Source organism: Pseudomonas alkylphenolica (assembly GCF_004025535.1).
GTDB lineage: Bacteria > Pseudomonadota > Gammaproteobacteria > Pseudomonadales > Pseudomonadaceae > Aquipseudomonas > Aquipseudomonas alkylphenolica_A.
Map to the genome: position 1 here is coordinate 17,148 of NZ_QJRG01000036.1, position 15,031 is coordinate 32,178.

General features: G+C 59.0%; 17 protein-coding genes and 1 tRNA gene. 9 read left to right on the forward strand and 9 right to left on the reverse strand.

Annotation, left to right across the window (positions count from 1 at the left end):
* Positions 1 to 747 (reverse strand): slipin family protein, encoded by a 747-nt coding sequence (locus DM813_RS08240; RefSeq protein ID WP_128322936.1) that lies wholly within the window; start codon positions 745 to 747, stop codon positions 1 to 3.
* 2 nt (positions 748 to 749) lie between these two features.
* Positions 750 to 2,135: an NfeD family protein gene (locus DM813_RS08245; protein WP_128322937.1), complete on the reverse strand. Its 1,386-nt coding sequence runs from the start codon at positions 2,133 to 2,135 to the stop codon at positions 750 to 752.
* Positions 2,136 to 2,233: 98 nt separating this feature from the next.
* Here DM813_RS08245 and DM813_RS08250 point away from each other — a divergent pair, with 98 nt between their 5' ends.
* From DM813_RS08250 to DM813_RS08260, 3 genes are all read left to right on the forward strand, one after another.
* The gene (locus tag DM813_RS08250) at positions 2,234 to 2,692 is read left to right on the forward strand and encodes an aminoacyl-tRNA deacylase (RefSeq protein WP_128322938.1); all 459 of its coding nucleotides are present in this window, start codon (positions 2,234 to 2,236) and stop codon (positions 2,690 to 2,692) included.
* 60 nt (positions 2,693 to 2,752) lie between these two features.
* The gene (locus DM813_RS08255; protein ID WP_128322939.1) at positions 2,753 to 3,001 is read left to right on the forward strand and encodes a DUF2789 domain-containing protein; all 249 of its coding nucleotides are present in this window, start codon (positions 2,753 to 2,755) and stop codon (positions 2,999 to 3,001) included.
* A 63-nt stretch (positions 3,002 to 3,064) separates the two neighbouring features.
* Complete coding sequence (locus tag DM813_RS08260; protein WP_128322940.1) at positions 3,065 to 3,706, forward strand: NADH:ubiquinone oxidoreductase subunit N; 642 nt, start codon at positions 3,065 to 3,067, stop codon at positions 3,704 to 3,706.
* Positions 3,707 to 3,724: 18 nt separating this feature from the next.
* On the opposite strand, the gene DM813_RS08265 is transcribed toward DM813_RS08260, so the two are convergent.
* Positions 3,725 to 4,165, reverse strand: a complete 441-nt coding sequence (locus DM813_RS08265) for a CBS domain-containing protein (RefSeq protein WP_128322941.1) — start codon at positions 4,163 to 4,165, stop codon at positions 3,725 to 3,727.
* A gap of 378 nt (positions 4,166 to 4,543) precedes the next feature.
* Between DM813_RS08265 and DM813_RS08270 the strand changes: the two genes are divergently transcribed.
* Genes DM813_RS08270 through DM813_RS08280 form a run of 3 tightly spaced genes read left to right on the forward strand, consistent with a single transcriptional unit; the run spans position 4,544 to position 7,930 of the window.
* A complete protein-coding gene (locus DM813_RS08270; RefSeq protein WP_128322942.1) occupies positions 4,544 to 6,124 on the forward strand; it encodes a CHASE2 domain-containing protein in 1,581 nt (526 codons plus the stop codon).
* Positions 6,096 to 6,464, forward strand: coding sequence for a hypothetical protein (locus tag DM813_RS08275; protein WP_128322943.1), 369 nt, complete (start codon positions 6,096 to 6,098; stop codon positions 6,462 to 6,464). The genes DM813_RS08270 and DM813_RS08275 overlap by 29 nt, the downstream gene beginning before the upstream one ends.
* Positions 6,465 to 6,517: 53 nt before the next feature.
* Positions 6,518 to 7,930: a M48 family metallopeptidase gene (locus tag DM813_RS08280; protein WP_277750102.1), complete on the forward strand. Its 1,413-nt coding sequence runs from the start codon at positions 6,518 to 6,520 to the stop codon at positions 7,928 to 7,930.
* A gap of 71 nt (positions 7,931 to 8,001) precedes the next feature.
* Here DM813_RS08280 and DM813_RS08285 read toward each other — a convergent pair whose 3' ends face one another.
* The 5 genes from DM813_RS08285 to DM813_RS08305 form a co-directional block, all read right to left on the reverse strand.
* Positions 8,002 to 8,502, reverse strand: coding sequence for a DUF5384 family protein (locus DM813_RS08285; protein ID WP_241653153.1), 501 nt, complete (start codon positions 8,500 to 8,502; stop codon positions 8,002 to 8,004).
* A 41-nt stretch (positions 8,503 to 8,543) separates the two neighbouring features.
* Positions 8,544 to 9,053: a hypothetical protein gene (locus tag DM813_RS08290; RefSeq protein ID WP_128322946.1), complete on the reverse strand. Its 510-nt coding sequence runs from the start codon at positions 9,051 to 9,053 to the stop codon at positions 8,544 to 8,546.
* Between the two features lie 216 nt (positions 9,054 to 9,269).
* Positions 9,270 to 9,593 (reverse strand): hypothetical protein, encoded by a 324-nt coding sequence (locus tag DM813_RS08295; protein ID WP_128322947.1) that lies wholly within the window; start codon positions 9,591 to 9,593, stop codon positions 9,270 to 9,272.
* 56 nt (positions 9,594 to 9,649) lie between these two features.
* The gene (locus DM813_RS08300) at positions 9,650 to 10,180 is read right to left on the reverse strand and encodes a DUF5384 family protein (RefSeq protein WP_128322948.1); all 531 of its coding nucleotides are present in this window, start codon (positions 10,178 to 10,180) and stop codon (positions 9,650 to 9,652) included.
* Positions 10,181 to 10,191: 11 nt separating this feature from the next.
* Positions 10,192 to 10,695: a hypothetical protein gene (locus DM813_RS08305; RefSeq protein WP_241653154.1), complete on the reverse strand. Its 504-nt coding sequence runs from the start codon at positions 10,693 to 10,695 to the stop codon at positions 10,192 to 10,194.
* Between the two features lie 224 nt (positions 10,696 to 10,919).
* Here DM813_RS08305 and DM813_RS08310 point away from each other — a divergent pair, with 224 nt between their 5' ends.
* Positions 10,920 to 11,453, forward strand: coding sequence for an AAA family ATPase (locus tag DM813_RS08310; RefSeq protein WP_128322950.1), 534 nt, complete (start codon positions 10,920 to 10,922; stop codon positions 11,451 to 11,453).
* Positions 11,454 to 11,538: 85 nt separating this feature from the next.
* Positions 11,539 to 13,041 (forward strand): lytic transglycosylase F, encoded by a 1,503-nt coding sequence (locus DM813_RS08315; RefSeq protein WP_128322951.1) that lies wholly within the window; start codon positions 11,539 to 11,541, stop codon positions 13,039 to 13,041.
* A gap of 107 nt (positions 13,042 to 13,148) precedes the next feature.
* On the opposite strand, the gene DM813_RS08320 is transcribed toward DM813_RS08315, so the two are convergent.
* Positions 13,149 to 13,225: transfer RNA gene (locus DM813_RS08320), tRNA-Arg, on the reverse strand.
* A 261-nt stretch (positions 13,226 to 13,486) separates the two neighbouring features.
* Between DM813_RS08320 and gabD the strand changes: the two genes are divergently transcribed.
* Positions 13,487 to 14,929: an NADP-dependent succinate-semialdehyde dehydrogenase gene (gene gabD / locus DM813_RS08325; RefSeq protein ID WP_128322952.1), complete on the forward strand. Its 1,443-nt coding sequence runs from the start codon at positions 13,487 to 13,489 to the stop codon at positions 14,927 to 14,929.
* Positions 14,930 to 15,031 lie beyond the last annotated feature (102 nt).

The window sequence follows — 15,031 nt, forward strand, 5'->3', positions numbered from 1 at the left end:
CTACTTATCCACAAACCCTTTAAGCATCTCGATCGGCAACGGAAAGACAATCGTCGACGACTTGTCGCCGGCGATTGAGCCCAAGGTCTGCATGTAGCGCAGTTGCATGGCCCCCGGCTGACGCCCGAGCATCTCCGCCGCCTGCATCAGTTTCTCTGAAGCCTGCAGCTCGCCTTCGGCATGGATCACCTTGGCCCGCCGTTCGCGCTCGGCTTCGGCCTGCCGGGCAATGGCACGGATCATCGACTCGTTGAGGTCGACATGCTTGATCTCGACGTTGGCCACCTTGATACCCCAGGCATCGGTCTGCGCATCCAGCACCTGACGGATATCCAGGTTCAGGCGTTCGCGTTCGGCCAGCAATTCGTCCAGCTCATGCTTGCCCAACACCGCGCGCAACGTGGTCTGCGCCAGCTGGCTGGTAGCCATGAGAAAGTCCTCGACCTGAATGATCGCCTTTTGCGGGTCCAGCACACGAAAATACAGCACGGCGTTGACCTTCACCGAGACGTTGTCGCGGGTGATGACGTCCTGTGGCGGTACATCGAGGACCACGGTGCGCAGGTCGACCCGAACCATCTGCTGCACACCCGGAATCAGCAACACCAGCCCCGGCCCTTTGACCCGCCAGAAGCGCCCGAGCTGGAACACCACGCCCCGCTCGTATTCGCGCAAGATGCGAAACGCCGACAGCAACAGCAGTGCGGCAAACGCCAGCAACGCACCGATACCCAGTTCGAAGAACATGTTCAGTCTCCTTGCGCCGCGGCGTCGGCAGCGGCACTAACGTCCAGAAGTACGCCCTTGCGTGAGATCACCCGGACGTGTTGCCCCACCTGCAGCGGTGTCTGGCTTTGCGCCTGCCACTGCTCGCCCTGAGCCTGCACAGAGCCCAGGTACGGATCGCTGTCGTTGACCGCCATGACCACCGCCAGGCTGCCGACCAGGCCAGCGTCGCCACTGACCAGCGCGCGCTTGCGGGCCTTCATGGCCATGCCCAGCACACCGCCGAGGAGCAGTGCCGAGAACAGCGCCAGAAACAGGATCAGTGGCAGCGGGATACCGAAGCCCGGCACATCGGTGTCCATCAGGATCACCGCCCCCACCACAAACGCGACGATGCCGCCAAAGCCGACCACGCCGAAACTGGGCATGAACGCCTCGGCGATCATGAACGCCACACCAAGCAGGATCAGCCCCGCGCCGGCATAACTCACCGGCAACAACTGCAGGGCGTACAGCGCCAGCAACAGGCAGATACCGCCAATCACCCCGCCCACCCCGGAGCCGGGGCTCATGAACTCGAACATCAAGCCGTAAACACCAATCATGATCAGGATCAGCGCCACGCTGGGGTTGGTGATCACCGCCAGCAGGCGCGTGCGCCAGTCGGGCTGGCGCTCGATCACCGGGGCGGCGTCGGTGTGCAATTGCACGGTTTTGCCACTGACTTCAAGGGACTTGCCATCGAGCTGGCGTAGCAAGTCGGGCAGATCGTTGGCTACCAGGTCGACCACCTTCAGACGCTGGGCTTCGCTGGCGGGCAGGCTGACCGCTTCGCGCACGGCCTGCTCTGCCCACTCGGCATTGCGTCCGCGCATTTGCGCCAGGCTACGGATATAGGCGGCAGCGTCATTGACCTGTTTACGGGTCAAGGTGTCCTGTTCGCTCGGTGCCAGTTGCTTGTCACCCGTGGGTGCGGCCGGGGGCGCACCGGGGTCATTCGGTGTACCCGGCAGGCCGCCGATCTGCACCGGCGTGGCGGCGCCGAGGTTGGTGCCCGGGGCCATCGCCGCGACGTGGCTGGCATACAGGATATAGGTGCCGGCGCTGGCCGCTCGCGCACCACCGGGGGCAACGAAACTGGCTACGGGCACCGGGCTGGCCAGAATCGCCTTGATGATCTCGCGCATCGAACTGTCCAGCCCGCCGGGAGTGTCGAGGCGAATCACCACCAGTTGGGCCTGCTCGGTTTCAGCCTGGTGCAGGCCACGAATCAGATAGTCGGCACTGGCCGGACCGATCGCGTCGTTGATACTCAACACCAGCACCGATTGACCGGGCGCCGCCTGGCCGCCAGACAGCGTGCCAAGCAGGATCAGCAGTAGCAGGTGCCGACACCAACGAGCGATCACCTGAATTCACCCGGTTTGTGCGTGTCCAATAAGTTTAGCTGCCCATGGCAGCACGGCCTAAACTTCAGAAATGGGGGCGCTGTATCCGGAGGTGCATCATGCGTATGGCAAAAACCCTGCAGCAATGCCTGGACAAGGCCGGCTGCGACTACGACATCGTTCCTCACGCGCACTCGGCAACCAGCCTTGAGTCGGCACGCATGGCTGGCGTGCCTGCCGAGCGCGTGGCCAAGTCGGTCATGCTCGATGACCGTCACGGCAACTACCTGATGGCCGTGCTACCGGCCAACCGTCACCTGGATCTGAGCAAGGTACAAGCCACCGGTCAGTGGCACATGACCTCGGAAAGTAACCTGCCACACTTGTTTGGCGATTGTGAGCGAGGTGCCATCCCGGCGTTGGGCGATGCCTACTCGATCAAGATGCTGGTCGACCCGACGCTCACCCGCCAGGGCGATATCTATGTCGAGGCCGGCGATCACGATCACCTGATCCACATGAACATGACGCAGTACCTGAAACTGGTGCCGAACGCCGAAGTGCGCGAGGTTTGCTAATGATCAACCCACTGCCAGGCTGGCGTCGTGGACGACCGGCCCGGCCCCGAGGAGTGACCCATGGAAGCAACCAATCACAAGTTTTCCGAACTGTTCAAACAACTGGGGCTGCCTGACGATCCTGTCGGGATAGAACAGTTCATCACCAGTCACTCGCCGCTCAAGGACGATGTAAAGCTGGTTGAGGCCTCGTTCTGGACGCCTGCCCAACGTAAGTTTCTGGAAGACAGTATCAACGAAGATAGCGATTGGGCGGTGATGTTCGACCAACTCAACGAGGCCTTGCACCCGCGAAAAAATAATCGCTGAGCGGCACCAATACCGGCGTTTTACGTTGCTATGCTCAGAAAAAAACAACAGGGGGATAGCGCAATGAAAGATCCCTATGCCGTCGGTTTCTGGTGTGCCGTGACTGCCTTGGGTTTGCTGACCGTCGGTTATTTTTATGGTGTCAAAGAAGCCTATCAACTGAACCAGGCCCTGGTATTTCTCTACGCCGCCGGTGGGGTGATCGGGGCGCTGGCATTGACCGCGCTGGCGTGGATTGCCTGGCAACAGTTACGGGTGAGCAAACGCCAGCTGGCGCAAGGCCGTACGCTGGTCGCCATCTGGAATACCAAGGTTGCCCTGCGCCGGGTCGAGACCGTGTTCGACCGCTACTTCTGGGGCAGCTACTGGCAACCGGGGCGCACCTTCCAGGAAGTCATGGGCGAGCTTGAAGGCACGCCACTGGAACAAAGCCTTGAGGCCCTCAAGCGCCAGTGCAAGGAACTCGACCGCGAAACCCACGACCACCGCCGCCATTGGCTGGACAACGCTCGCGAGCTTTCCACCGTTGCCACTGCCATGGCCCGCGAGCGCTACCAACTCGATCTGTGCGATTCCCAGCAAAGCAGCAAACGCGGCGGCGCTGCGGTGCTCAACCGTGACCTGGAAGTGCTGGTGTATACCTGGTCGGCGCGACTGCGCAGCTTCGACCACCAGCTCGATGAGCTGGAGACCGAATACCGCTGATAGAGGTGTCGCGGCGACTCAATCGCCGCGAATGTACTGCTCCAGCTGCGCAATCATATTGGCTTGCTCGGCGATGGCCTCTTTGACCAGGTCACCGATCGACAGCAGGCCCAACAACTCGCCGTTCTCCACCACCGGCAGGTGGCGCAAATGGCTGTTGGTCATCATGTTCATGCAGTAGTCGATGTTCTGGTGCGGGTCTACGGTGATCACCGGTGCGCTCATGATCGCACTGACCGGCGTGCCCACCGATGAGCGGCCCTTGAGCACCATCTTGCGCGCATAGTCGCGCTCGCTGACGATCCCCACCACCTGCCCGCCCTCGACCACGGGCAACGCACCCACGTTCTTCTCGGCCATCAACTTGAGGGCATCGAGCACCATCTGCCCGGGGGCAATGGTATGAACCTGGTGGTGCTGCTGCGCTTTTGTTTTAAGAAGCTGTGCCACAGTTTTCATAGAGGCCTCTGCGATGCTGGGAGTTGTTGACGGCAGATACCTACAGAATCGTGTACAGATGGTCGCAGGGCAAGGGAGAAAGCGTCATCGAGGCGATTGAAAAACGTCATGGCCCGAACTTGTTGCGACCGCGGCGATGGGCAGGAGCCTAGAGGCACACATTCCCAAGGACCATCAGACGAACATCGACAGACGCGCCAGCAGCTTCAGGTCCATCGAAACAGATCCTGAAATAACCACCGCTTAAACGAATAAGCGAGCACGCCGCCAATAATTTGATTGCAATAGATGGTGGCGTTTTGACATGTTCTGACATATTTTGATGCATCACTGCCCTGACAACTCAAGGATACGGGCTGCATTACCGACAGGGATCGTATGTCAGATAGCCAGAACAACACCGACAGTGAGCCCCTCAAAGGGCTTGAAGATTATGTCGCCATCCTTAAAGGCTATTGGCATAAGCCGCATTCTATCCCTGAGCACGCCAAGCACGCCTGGTGCAGTCGCCAACAGCGAGTACAGCATTACTTTGCCGGCTTCAAGAACACCAGCCCCAAGGCTATTGGCCGCAAACTCTTCGAACGCAAAACCCTGACCAGGTTTCCGATTATCTTCATCGCCTGGTTCCTCACGGTATTCATGCTGGACAAGCTCGACCCCTTTGGCTTCTCCCATCAAGTGCAGGCGTACTCCGAAGGGCTGTTCCAGAAGGTTACCTCGTCCTTCTACGAGCCCAGCGCTCAGGACAGGATTGCCGTCGTCCTGATCGATGAGCAGACCCTTGCCAGCCGCAGCGAGTCCTGGCCCCCGCGGTACAACTACTACAGCGAAGTGATTCGCCGTATTGCCCGACAAGAACCCGCAGCGATCTTTCTCGATTTCCTGGTCGAAGACCGCCGCAGCTATGACGATTCGCTGGAGGCGGCCCGCGAATCCATTGGGGCAACACTGACCAAGACGGGCATACCGCTCTATCTGGCGACACTGGATGACAAGCGAAACAGCGTATTCATCGATGTACCGGGCACCCAGACCACAGTGACCGGCTGGCGGGCCTATGGCGACGACTACCCGCTGTTGATCGGCCCCGGGCACTTCTACGGCGACAGTGAACAGAATCTTGAAGAGGGCGAGCAGTGCAACAGTTCGCTCAAGCCTTCTGCCGCGTTTCAAATCTATCGCCAACTGTGTGAAAAAGGCCTGCAGACAGGCTGCCCCACCGAGCTTATGCAGGGCAATGTCGAGGGGTTTTGCAGTGCGATGGTGGTGCAGTGGGGGCGCAATGTCTCAAAGGTCGTGCCAGAGCGTCAGCTGATATCCGACAGCCAGTGCTCGGCCAAGGACAACACCTTATGGGAGCGCATTACCGACGCGCTGACCTCCGGGGTCGCGGCCTTGACCTCCGGCCTCGACGACTCGTCGATGAAGCGCATACGCCAACGCTGCCCGTATGCCGTTACGGTGCGTGAAGAAGACCTCACCGCCGAGAAAGCCCGCGGGGTATTGAAAGGGCGTGTGGTCATGATCGGCGTCAGCCTCAATGGTATCCATGACATCGTCGAGAGCCCGGTCCACGGGCAGATACCCGGCGTGTACCTGCACGCGATGGCGTTGGACAACCTGCTGAAATGGAACGGCGACTACTTCAAGCGTGCCGAGGGCGGCATTGACTGGACATTGTTCATCACCGCGTTGCTGTTGTCCTGGATCTGCGCAGCACTCATGCGCGCCCAGCCAACGCGTCTCGAATTTTTGATGCGCACAGTGGCCCTGACCTTCGTGCTGCTGGTCAGTGTGCTCAACCTGTATCTGCATAAACCACCACTCGACTGGCTCGGCATTCTGCTGGTCTACGAACTGGTGAATCGGCTTATCGAGAAACAACAAGAAACCGAGCTGCCGGCACCTACCCAAGGAGGACACCACCGTGAACTGGATCAAGCCCATCAGCCGTAGTGCGACAGTGGCGACACTGCTGTTTTGCGCAACTGCATCTGCTGCTGTACAGAACGTGACGGCTCTTATGGATGACTCGGTGAGCACCTTTGCGCTAAAGAGCGATTACTTCGTCAAGCAACAAAGTATCGCCAGCAAAGCCTTTACGCTGCCGGCACCAGTACTTGAGAAAAGCGCCAAGGGTTATGTGAAGGTTTCCCAGCAAGGACAGGAAGTGTGGCTGGACATCATGGATGTCACCCTGTTTCCACCTGAAAGTGCCGGCGATACAGGCTGCATTCCCACCAGTACCGGCGCCACCGCAAAAACCGGTCGCGGCGCAGGGAATCCTTGCCCATGATGCGCAAGAGCCTGCTGATAATCGCCATCGCGCTTGCCAGTGGTTGCGCACAAATGCAGGTCCCTGGCATACCCTCGTTAGGCAAGGCCAAGGTCGACCCCAACCTCACGCAGATAGCCGCAAACTTCAAGGGCCCTGCCGCAGGGCGCAACGCTGTCGCCACGCAAACCCTGCAGAGCATTCAGCTGCAGAACAAAGCACTGGGCGTTGCCCAGGATGGGAAAATCGACGCGTACCTCAACGCCATCCTGGCGCGGCTGCAGGCAGGCCTGCCGGGTACGCCTCCTCCAGCACGGGTGTACGCCACACCCAACACCGAATTCAATGCGCGAAGCTTTGAGGACGGCGGCATCTTCATCCCTTATAAAGTGCTCGATGCCCTGGAAAGTGAAGATGAACTGGCGTCACTCATCGCGCACGAATATGCCCATGTGGCCCTGCAGCACTACCATTCGGACTGGATCGATACCGCGGCCAACCTCGCCTACTCAGCGGGAAATATCTATATCAATCGCCAGTTGAAAACCAGCACGGACAAAGACCTGCTGGGCATGGTCTTGACCAATGACGCCGTGCTGGGCGCGTCCCAGATCGGTTTGGTGCCGGCGCTGACCCGGGACCAGGAAAACGAAGCTGACCAGCTCGGTGTCGACTTGTTGATTCGTGCCAGATATTCGATCGTTGGTGCAATAACCTTCCTGTCACGCATGGAAGAGTGGGAGGCGCGCAACCAGGCCATTCTCGATCAACGCAAAACCAACTATTTCGACCTGTTTTCCAAAAGCGAACAAAGCGTCATTGCCAAGGCCATAGACGCGCAGATCGACGTACTGGAAAACAAACTGGCCAAGCAGATTCACAGCACATCGCAAAAACACGATAAGGGTGAAGATCGTTCAAAAACGCTGCGAAGCTATATCAAGCAGCATTATGCGGGCGTCGACCGCCCGCCGCTGTCGGTTGCACCTTACACCGCAGCCCTGAAGTCCAGCCACGCCAAGGCGTTCTTCACAGGCCTTGACCAGGCTCATGCCTCTACCGCTGCGCTGGCTCAAAAGAACCTGCCGCAAGCGTTGTCGAATGCCACCGGTGCAACCAAAAGCCCCGCCGCTCTCGTTCCTTTCGCACGGCACGTGATGATCAATGCGATGGCGGTGAACGGCAAATCCGCCGATGCCCTGGCCATGCTGGAAAGTGATGTGGGGACAAACAGCGCGCTGTTTGTGGATAACGTGTTTTTGATCAACATCCTGAAAAAGTCATCGCCTGAAAAGGCTTTGACCCTCGCCCAGCACAGCTACGAGCGCTACGCCGACTCCCCGGAGCTGCTGCCTGATCTGATCCTGTTGAGCAAGCAGCAGAAGAACCCGTTTGCCGTCATGAAGTACTACGGAGTCTGCGCTGGCAAGGCAATGGCTTCGTCCAACAATGCGTTGCTGGAGAGCTGCAACAAGGCCAAAGGATAAGCGACTATGCGATGTGTCTCGAAGAGCAACCACAAAGGCCCTGGTAAATACTTGGGCCATGCCGTGGATGGCTAATTTCCGAACAGGCTGCCAGCGCGTTTGACCTCAGCCTTGCCGACATCTTCGAGCAGCGATTTGGTGCCCGAAGTGACGTTGCGTGCGGAGTCGGCGTTGGACTGGATCACATCGGTGCGCGCGGCACTGTCGCGCAGTTCGGCATCGATGTATTCGTCGGTCCGGATAACTTTGGCCTTCTTCGCTTGCAAATCCAGGCGGCGCTCTTCCAACTCCAGCGCGCGTAGCTCGTCTTCATAGCCTTCTTCACGAGTGCGTTTACGTTTGTTCTCCGCCGCTTGCACCTGCTGCTTTTGTGCTGCGCGTTGTGCAGTTGCACGTTGAGCAGCTGCTCGTTGCTCTCGAGCAGACGCCTCGCTGACTTCAGCCCGTTGCCGGGCTTCTTCAAGCTGGCGCAAGCGTTCTGCTTCCTGCACTGCTTCTTTCTGCCTGGTTTGCTGTTCAATTTGATGAAGCTCATCGAATGGGCCAGCAATGGCAGTCACAGCGGCCAGCATCAGGGTGGCCCCCACAAGCAAATGTTTCATGACTGGCGGCCTCAGCTCTTTTTCGGTTCTGGGCAGATTGCATTCGGCTGAATGCGCGTCTCGTTGGACTTGGTCATCACCATCAAGGAAATGTCACCAACCTTGAAATTACATGGTCGGCCCACTTGAGCGGACGTGAAAATCTTGCCGTCCTCCGAATAACCGATCAGTACACCAGGTACCAACGAGGTGCCATCAACCAGCGAACCCGCCATAGCACCAGTGGCTCCGCCGGCAACTCCGCCGATTATCGCGGTGTCCGAGTTTTTGCCAGCCCCCAGGGCTACGCCAGCCAAGGCGCCCAGCACGCCGCCCACCATCATTGCGGCATTTTTGTTCTTTGCATTGCTGACTTTAATTCGAGTTGGCGAGACCGTGATGATCTTGACGGTCCTGGCTTCCTGCTGCGTGTTCACCTGGCTGGCATCAAACACATCGGCTTGATACTGCTCGCCCGTCGTTTGGCATCCCAGCAGGGTAGCGGCGCCGATAAGCGCCAGGCCGTACTTCAGCTTCTTCATTCCTAGGCTTCCCTGAAAACATGGGTGGTCGAGCCTAGAGCGATGGGTTGTTGAGAACAATCAGACGAGAACCGACAGATTAAGTAGGGGTTATCTTAGGACGCCGAATAGCCAGCAATTTCGACAGATGAAAGCAAAATCTGACAAAGCGGTGCATCAATACCCCCAAAAAAAGGCCCAGGTATTCACCTGGGCCTTTGAGCACTGCAGCGCCGATCAGAGCCCGTTGGGCAAGAATCGGGTAGCGCCACTGACATCGTCGATCTTCTTGATACGGAAGGCCTTGATGCAGATTTCGTTGCGGGTGTTGGTGTCTGGGCAGTACTGTTTGACGAAGGCGTTAAAGTCCATGTCCTGGCCATTAACGCTAAGCACGCGCTTGAAGTACTCGCCCTGGATACCCTGGGCCTGGCGCGAGGTGGTCATTTCCTGATCAACCACCAGGCGACCGTGCAGGTCGACGGCAGGAAACTCGGCTTCTTTTTCAAAGCAGCCGCTCAGCAACAGGCCGGCGGCAGCCAGCGAGATCAGACGTAGCATGATGGTGTCTCTGCAGAAGATGGCCCGGCGCATGCACCAGGGCCATGCCGTGATGGTTAATTGCCGAACAGGCTGCCAGCGCGTTTGACTTCAGCCTTGCCGGCATCTTCAAGCAGCGACTTGGTGCCCGAGGTGACGTTGCGTGCGGAGTCGGCGTTGGACTGGATCACGTCGGTGCGCGCGGCGCTGTCGCGCAGCTCGGCATCGATGTAGTCATTAGCCCGTGCAACCTGAGCCTTTTTCGCTTGCAGTTGCAGGCGACGCTCTTCCAGCTCCAGCGCGCGCAGCTCGTCTTCGTAGCCCTCTTCGCGGGTTTGCACACGCTTGTGCTCGGCGGCTTGCGCCTGCTGCCGTGCGGCGGCAGCTTGCGCGGCGGCGCGCTGCGAGGCGGCGCGCTGCTGGCGGGCAGCAGCTTCGCGAGACTCAGCACGCTGCTGGGCGGCGGCGGCCTGGCGCAGGCGTTCGGTTTCCAGGGCGGCTTCAGTTTGTTTGGTCTGCTGTTCGATCTGGTAAAGCTGATCGAACTGGCCTGCCACAGCGGTGGCGGCACACAGCGCGAGGGCGGTGCCCAGAACAATATGCTTCATGTCGACCGGCCTCAGCTGTTCTTCGGATCTGGGCAGGAAGCATTCGGCTGAATGCGGGTTTCGTTGGACATGGTCATGACCATCAGGGAGATTTCACCGACCTTGTAGTCGCATGGGCGGCCAACCTGAGCGGAGGTGAAAATCTTGCCGTTTTCCGAGTAACCGATCAGCACGCCAGGTACCAGCGAAGTGTCGCTAACCATCGAGCCTGCCAGCGCGCCAGCACCGCCGCCGGCAACACCGCCGATGATCGCGGTGTCAGTGTTCTTGCCCGCACCCAGTGCTGCGCCGCCCAGAGCGCCCAGTACACCACCGACCATCATTGCGGCTTTCTGGTTCTTTTCGTTGCTGACTTTGATCTTGGTCGGGGAGACCGTGATGATCTTGACGGTCTTGGCTTCTTGCTGGGTGTTCACCTGGCTGGCATCAAACACATCGGATTGATACTGCTCGCCGGTTGCTTGGCAACCAACGAGAGAGGCAACAACGGTCAAGGCCAGACAGTGTTTCAGCATTTTCATTCCTAAATTCCCTGGAGGGTGTGGGTAACCGGGCGGCAGTCCATTTATTGGCGGCGGCATAATGCCACTATTCTAAGCGGATAGTTAATCCTGGGTAAAGCCAACAGGACTTAAGGGGGCATTTGTTAGTGCAAATAGTAATAAATCTGCCGGCGCGGCCTTCCACTGAAAGTGCGGAAACGGCAAACTTTCCGGCTTTTTCCCGACAGGACGTCCCCATGCAACGGATTGTGATTCTGGGTAATGCCGGTAGCGGCAAATCCACCCTGGCCCGTGCCCTCGGCACGCATCTCGGGCTGCCCGTGGTGCATCTGGACACCTTGTTCTGGGAGCCTGGCTGGGTCGAGCCGGATGCCGAGCAATTTCGTGCGCGGGTCCGGGCTGCGGTCGCCAGCGATGCCTGGGTCTGCGAAGGCAACTATGCCCGGCGTACCTTCGACCTGCGCCTGCCTCGCGCCGATCTGGTCATCTGGCTGGACACCCCCGGGCTCACCTGCTTCACCCGGGTGATCCGGCGTAGCGTGATGAACCGCCCTCGCCCTGACCTAGCAGCTGGCTGCTCAGAGAAACTCGACCGCGCGTTTCTGACCTTTCTGAAATTTGTGTGGCAGTTTGATCGAGGCTACCGCCCTGGCATCGAGGCCGTTCGCCTGGCCACAGCCCCGCACGTGCCTGTCGTACACCTGCGTGGCACCCGGCAGATTGCCGCCTTTATCGACAGCTTTCCTGCTCGTGCGGTGAGCGCGTACTGAGTTTGCGGTCGTGGCGATCAACTATGCTTAGAGATGGTTGTGCCTTAGGGAGATGGCACCCTCGCAACCTTGTGAGTGAGTGAACATGAACATTCGCCGCAGTGCCTTAGCGTACTTTTGCTTCTGTTTATTGCTGACCCTTTTCAACACCTCATTTGCCGCCGCCCCACCCGATCTGCCTGCCGTCGAACTGACCCCCGCCGAAGAAGCCGAAGTGCAAAGCCTGGTGCTGCCGGTGCCCGAGGACTGGGTCGGTGACTTCGAAGGCATGCGCAAGCGCCGCCTGGTGCGGATCCTGGTGCCTTACAGCAAAACCTTCTTTGAGCTGGACCGCGGCCATCAGCGCGGCCTGAGCTATGAGCTGGGCAAGGGGCTGGAGGCCTGGCTCAACAAAACCCAGCCGTACGCAAAAAAATCGATGCAATGGCGGGTGATGTTTATCCCTACAAGCCGTAACGAACTGATGCCCAAGTTGATCAAAGGCGTCGGCGACATTGCCGTCGGCGGGCTGACCGTGACAGAGGGCCGACTGAAAACCGTGGATTTTTCCGATCCGTTTGCGGTGAACATTCCGGAGGTACTGGTGACTGGGCCGGGCAGCAAAGCCTTCAACAACAGTGAGGAACTATCTGGCGAGGAGGTGACTGTCCGCTCGTCGAGCAGCTATTACGAGCACCTCCAGGCGCTCAACGACTCATTCAAGGCAAAAGGGCTGGCCCCCATCAACATCAAGGCCGCCGACGAAAACCTGGAGTCCGAAGACTTGCTGCAAATGGTCAATGCCGGCTTACTCAAGGCCACGGTGGTGGACCGCTACATTGCGAAGATCTGGTCACCGCTCTACACCGACATGAAAATTCACGAGGCGTTCTACCTGCATGAAAACTCCGAATTTGCCTGGGCGATTCGTAAAGACAGCCCGCAGCTAAAGGCCCAATTGGCGGCGTTCGTCAAAACCCACAAAATCGGTACTGCATTCGGCAACAGCCTGCGGACCAAATACGTCACCAACAGCAGTAAACGCGTGCTTAACGCCACCTCGGAAGCGGAAATGAAGAAATTCCAGACGATGGTGGAGATCTTCAAGCGCCATGGCAGCACCTACGGGTTTGATCCTCTGATGCTGATGGCCCAGGGCTTTCAGGAGTCGCAACTCAATCAGCTGGCCCGCAGCCCCCGAGGGGCAGTTGGCGTGATGCAGCTGCTACCCACAACGGCGAAGGACCCTACCGTCGCCATCAGCGAAATCGACAAGAGCGCCGATAGAAACATCGAGGCCGGCTCCAAGTACATGCACCTGCTTGCCAACAAGTACCTGAGCGACCCACAACTGACGCCCATGAATAAAACCCTGATGACCTTCGCCGCCTACAACGCGGGACCCGGCAATCTGCGCAAATTCCGGGCCTTGGCGGAAAAGTCCGGGCTGGATAAGAACGTCTGGTTCGGCAATGTTGAACAAGGCGCTGCCCAGGTGGTGGGCCGGGAGACGGTGGATTACGTCGGCAACATCTACAAGTACTACGTCGCCTACAAGCTGGTGCAGGAAAAGCAGGCGGCTACCGCTGCAGCTGCGCCACCGCAATAGCAGGCTCGCCAATGAAATCGGCAGGGTGCGCTGGCTACAGGGATGTAAAGGAGGGGAAACGCGTCTGGCGGATCGCCAGCCCTTTGGGACCAAAGGGAGAAAGAAGATGGCGCACTCGGCGGGATTCGAACCCACGACCCCTGCCTTCGGAGGGCAGTACTCTATCCAGCTGAGCTACGAGTGCAACGCGGGCGCCATGATACCCATCTAGACTGGCGGCGTCCATCGCCACAATTGGCTGTGTTCGATTTTGCACACGCGAGGGCCTAACGGTGACGTTGATCTGAAAAAGGTCGCCGCATAGCGCTTTTTGTTCTTTTTTTCGAACACCCTATTGTCCTTTTTCCTCGTTGCTCCTAGGATTCGTTTGAGATTTCAAACGCTCTCCTTTTTCTACAATCAATAATTCGCGCCGTGTCTGTACGGTGCCGTTAAGGAAGCCGACATGCAGCTTAAAGACGCCCAGTTGTTCCGCCAGCAAGCCTTCATCGATGGTGCGTGGTTGGACGCGGACAACGGTCAGACCATCAAGGTCAACAACCCGGCTACCGGCGAGATCATCGGCACTGTGCCGAAGATGGGCGCTGCCGAAACCCGTCGCGCCATCGAGGCCGCTGACAAGGCGCTGCCAGCCTGGCGTGCACTGACCGCCAAAGAGCGTGCTGGCAAGCTGCGTCGCTGGTTCGAATTGATGATCGAGCATCAGGACGACCTGGCTCGTCTGATGACCACCGAGCAAGGCAAGCCACTGGCCGAAGCCAAAGGCGAAATCGCCTATGCTGCCTCCTTTATCGAGTGGTTCGCTGAAGAAGCCAAGCGCGTTTATGGCGACACCATTCCTGGCCACCAGCCAGACAAGCGCCTGATCGTTATCAAACAGCCAATCGGTGTTACCGCGGCCATCACCCCGTGGAACTTCCCGGCGGCGATGATCACCCGTAAAGCCGGCCCGGCCCTGGCCGCTGGTTGCACCATGGTCCTCAAGCCTGCTTCGCAAACCCCGTACTCGGCCCTGGCCCTGGTTGAGCTGGCCACCCGCGCCGGTATCCCGGCTGGCGTGCTGAGCGTGGTTACCGGCAGCGCCGGCGACATCGGCAGCGAGCTGACCGGCAACCCGATCGTACGCAAGCTGTCGTTCACCGGCTCGACCGAAATCGGTCGCCAGCTGATGGCCGAATGCGCCAAGGACATCAAGAAGGTTTCCCTGGAGCTGGGCGGCAACGCGCCGTTCATCGTGTTCGACGACGCCGACCTGGATAAGGCCGTTGAAGGCGCGATCATCTCCAAGTACCGCAACAACGGTCAGACCTGTGTCTGCGCCAACCGTATCTACGTTCAGGACGGCGTCTACGATGCCTTCGCCGAGAAGCTCAAGGCCGCTGTGGCCAAGCTGAAAATCGGTAACGGCCTGGAAGACGGCACCACCACCGGCCCGCTGATCGATGGCAAGGCCGTAGCCAAGGTTCAGGAGCACATTGCCGACGCCGTTGGCAAAGGCGCCCAGGTACTGACCGGCGGCAAGCTGATCGAAGGCAACTTCTTCGAGCCGACCGTACTGGTCAACGTGCCTAACAACGCTGCAGTGGCCAAGGAAGAAACCTTCGGCCCGCTGGCTCCACTGTTCCGCTTCAAGGACGAGGCAGAAGTCATTGCCATGTCCAACGATACCGAGTTTGGTCTGGCCTCGTACTTCTACGCCCGCGACATGAGCCGTGTGTTCCGTGTTGCTGAAGCGCTGGAATACGGCATGGTCGGTATCAACACCGGTCTGATCTCCAACGAAGTCTCGCCGTTCGGCGGTATCAAGGCCTCGGGCCTCGGCCGCGAAGGTTCCAAGTACGGCATCGAGGACTACCTGGAAATCAAATACCTGTGCATCAGCATCTGATCACAGCGTAAGGCTTTACCTCTGCCAGCGGGGCGCGAGAGCGACGTCTCGCTGGCCTTTTTACACCGTACATCCAGTGGCCTGGGCCCCTGCAGCAGTCGA

Excerpts from the sequence above, each read along its gene's own strand:
- DM813_RS08240 (WP_128322936.1), bottom strand. The coding sequence starts at position 747 with ATGTTCTTCGAACTGGGTATCGGTGCGTTGCTGGCGTTTGCCGCACTG.
- DM813_RS08250 (WP_128322938.1), top strand. The coding sequence starts at position 2,234 with ATGCGTATGGCAAAAACCCTGCAGCAATGCCTGGACAAGGCCGGCTGC.
- DM813_RS08255 (WP_128322939.1), top strand. The coding sequence starts at position 2,753 with ATGGAAGCAACCAATCACAAGTTTTCCGAACTGTTCAAACAACTGGGG.
- DM813_RS08260 (WP_128322940.1), top strand. The coding sequence starts at position 3,065 with ATGAAAGATCCCTATGCCGTCGGTTTCTGGTGTGCCGTGACTGCCTTG.
- DM813_RS08265 (WP_128322941.1), bottom strand. The coding sequence starts at position 4,165 with ATGAAAACTGTGGCACAGCTTCTTAAAACAAAAGCGCAGCAGCACCAC.
- DM813_RS08270 (WP_128322942.1), top strand. The coding sequence starts at position 4,544 with ATGTCAGATAGCCAGAACAACACCGACAGTGAGCCCCTCAAAGGGCTT.
- DM813_RS08280 (WP_277750102.1), top strand. The coding sequence starts at position 6,518 with ATGCAGGTCCCTGGCATACCCTCGTTAGGCAAGGCCAAGGTCGACCCC.
- DM813_RS08285 (WP_241653153.1), bottom strand. The coding sequence starts at position 8,502 with ATGCTGGCCGCTGTGACTGCCATTGCTGGCCCATTCGATGAGCTTCAT.
- DM813_RS08290 (WP_128322946.1), bottom strand. The coding sequence starts at position 9,053 with ATGAAGAAGCTGAAGTACGGCCTGGCGCTTATCGGCGCCGCTACCCTG.
- DM813_RS08295 (WP_128322947.1), bottom strand. The coding sequence starts at position 9,593 with ATGCTACGTCTGATCTCGCTGGCTGCCGCCGGCCTGTTGCTGAGCGGC.
- DM813_RS08300 (WP_128322948.1), bottom strand. The coding sequence starts at position 10,180 with ATGAAGCATATTGTTCTGGGCACCGCCCTCGCGCTGTGTGCCGCCACC.
- DM813_RS08305 (WP_241653154.1), bottom strand. The coding sequence starts at position 10,695 with ATGCTGAAACACTGTCTGGCCTTGACCGTTGTTGCCTCTCTCGTTGGT.
- DM813_RS08310 (WP_128322950.1), top strand. The coding sequence starts at position 10,920 with ATGCAACGGATTGTGATTCTGGGTAATGCCGGTAGCGGCAAATCCACC.
- DM813_RS08315 (WP_128322951.1), top strand. The coding sequence starts at position 11,539 with ATGAACATTCGCCGCAGTGCCTTAGCGTACTTTTGCTTCTGTTTATTG.
- gabD (WP_128322952.1), top strand. The coding sequence starts at position 13,487 with ATGCAGCTTAAAGACGCCCAGTTGTTCCGCCAGCAAGCCTTCATCGAT.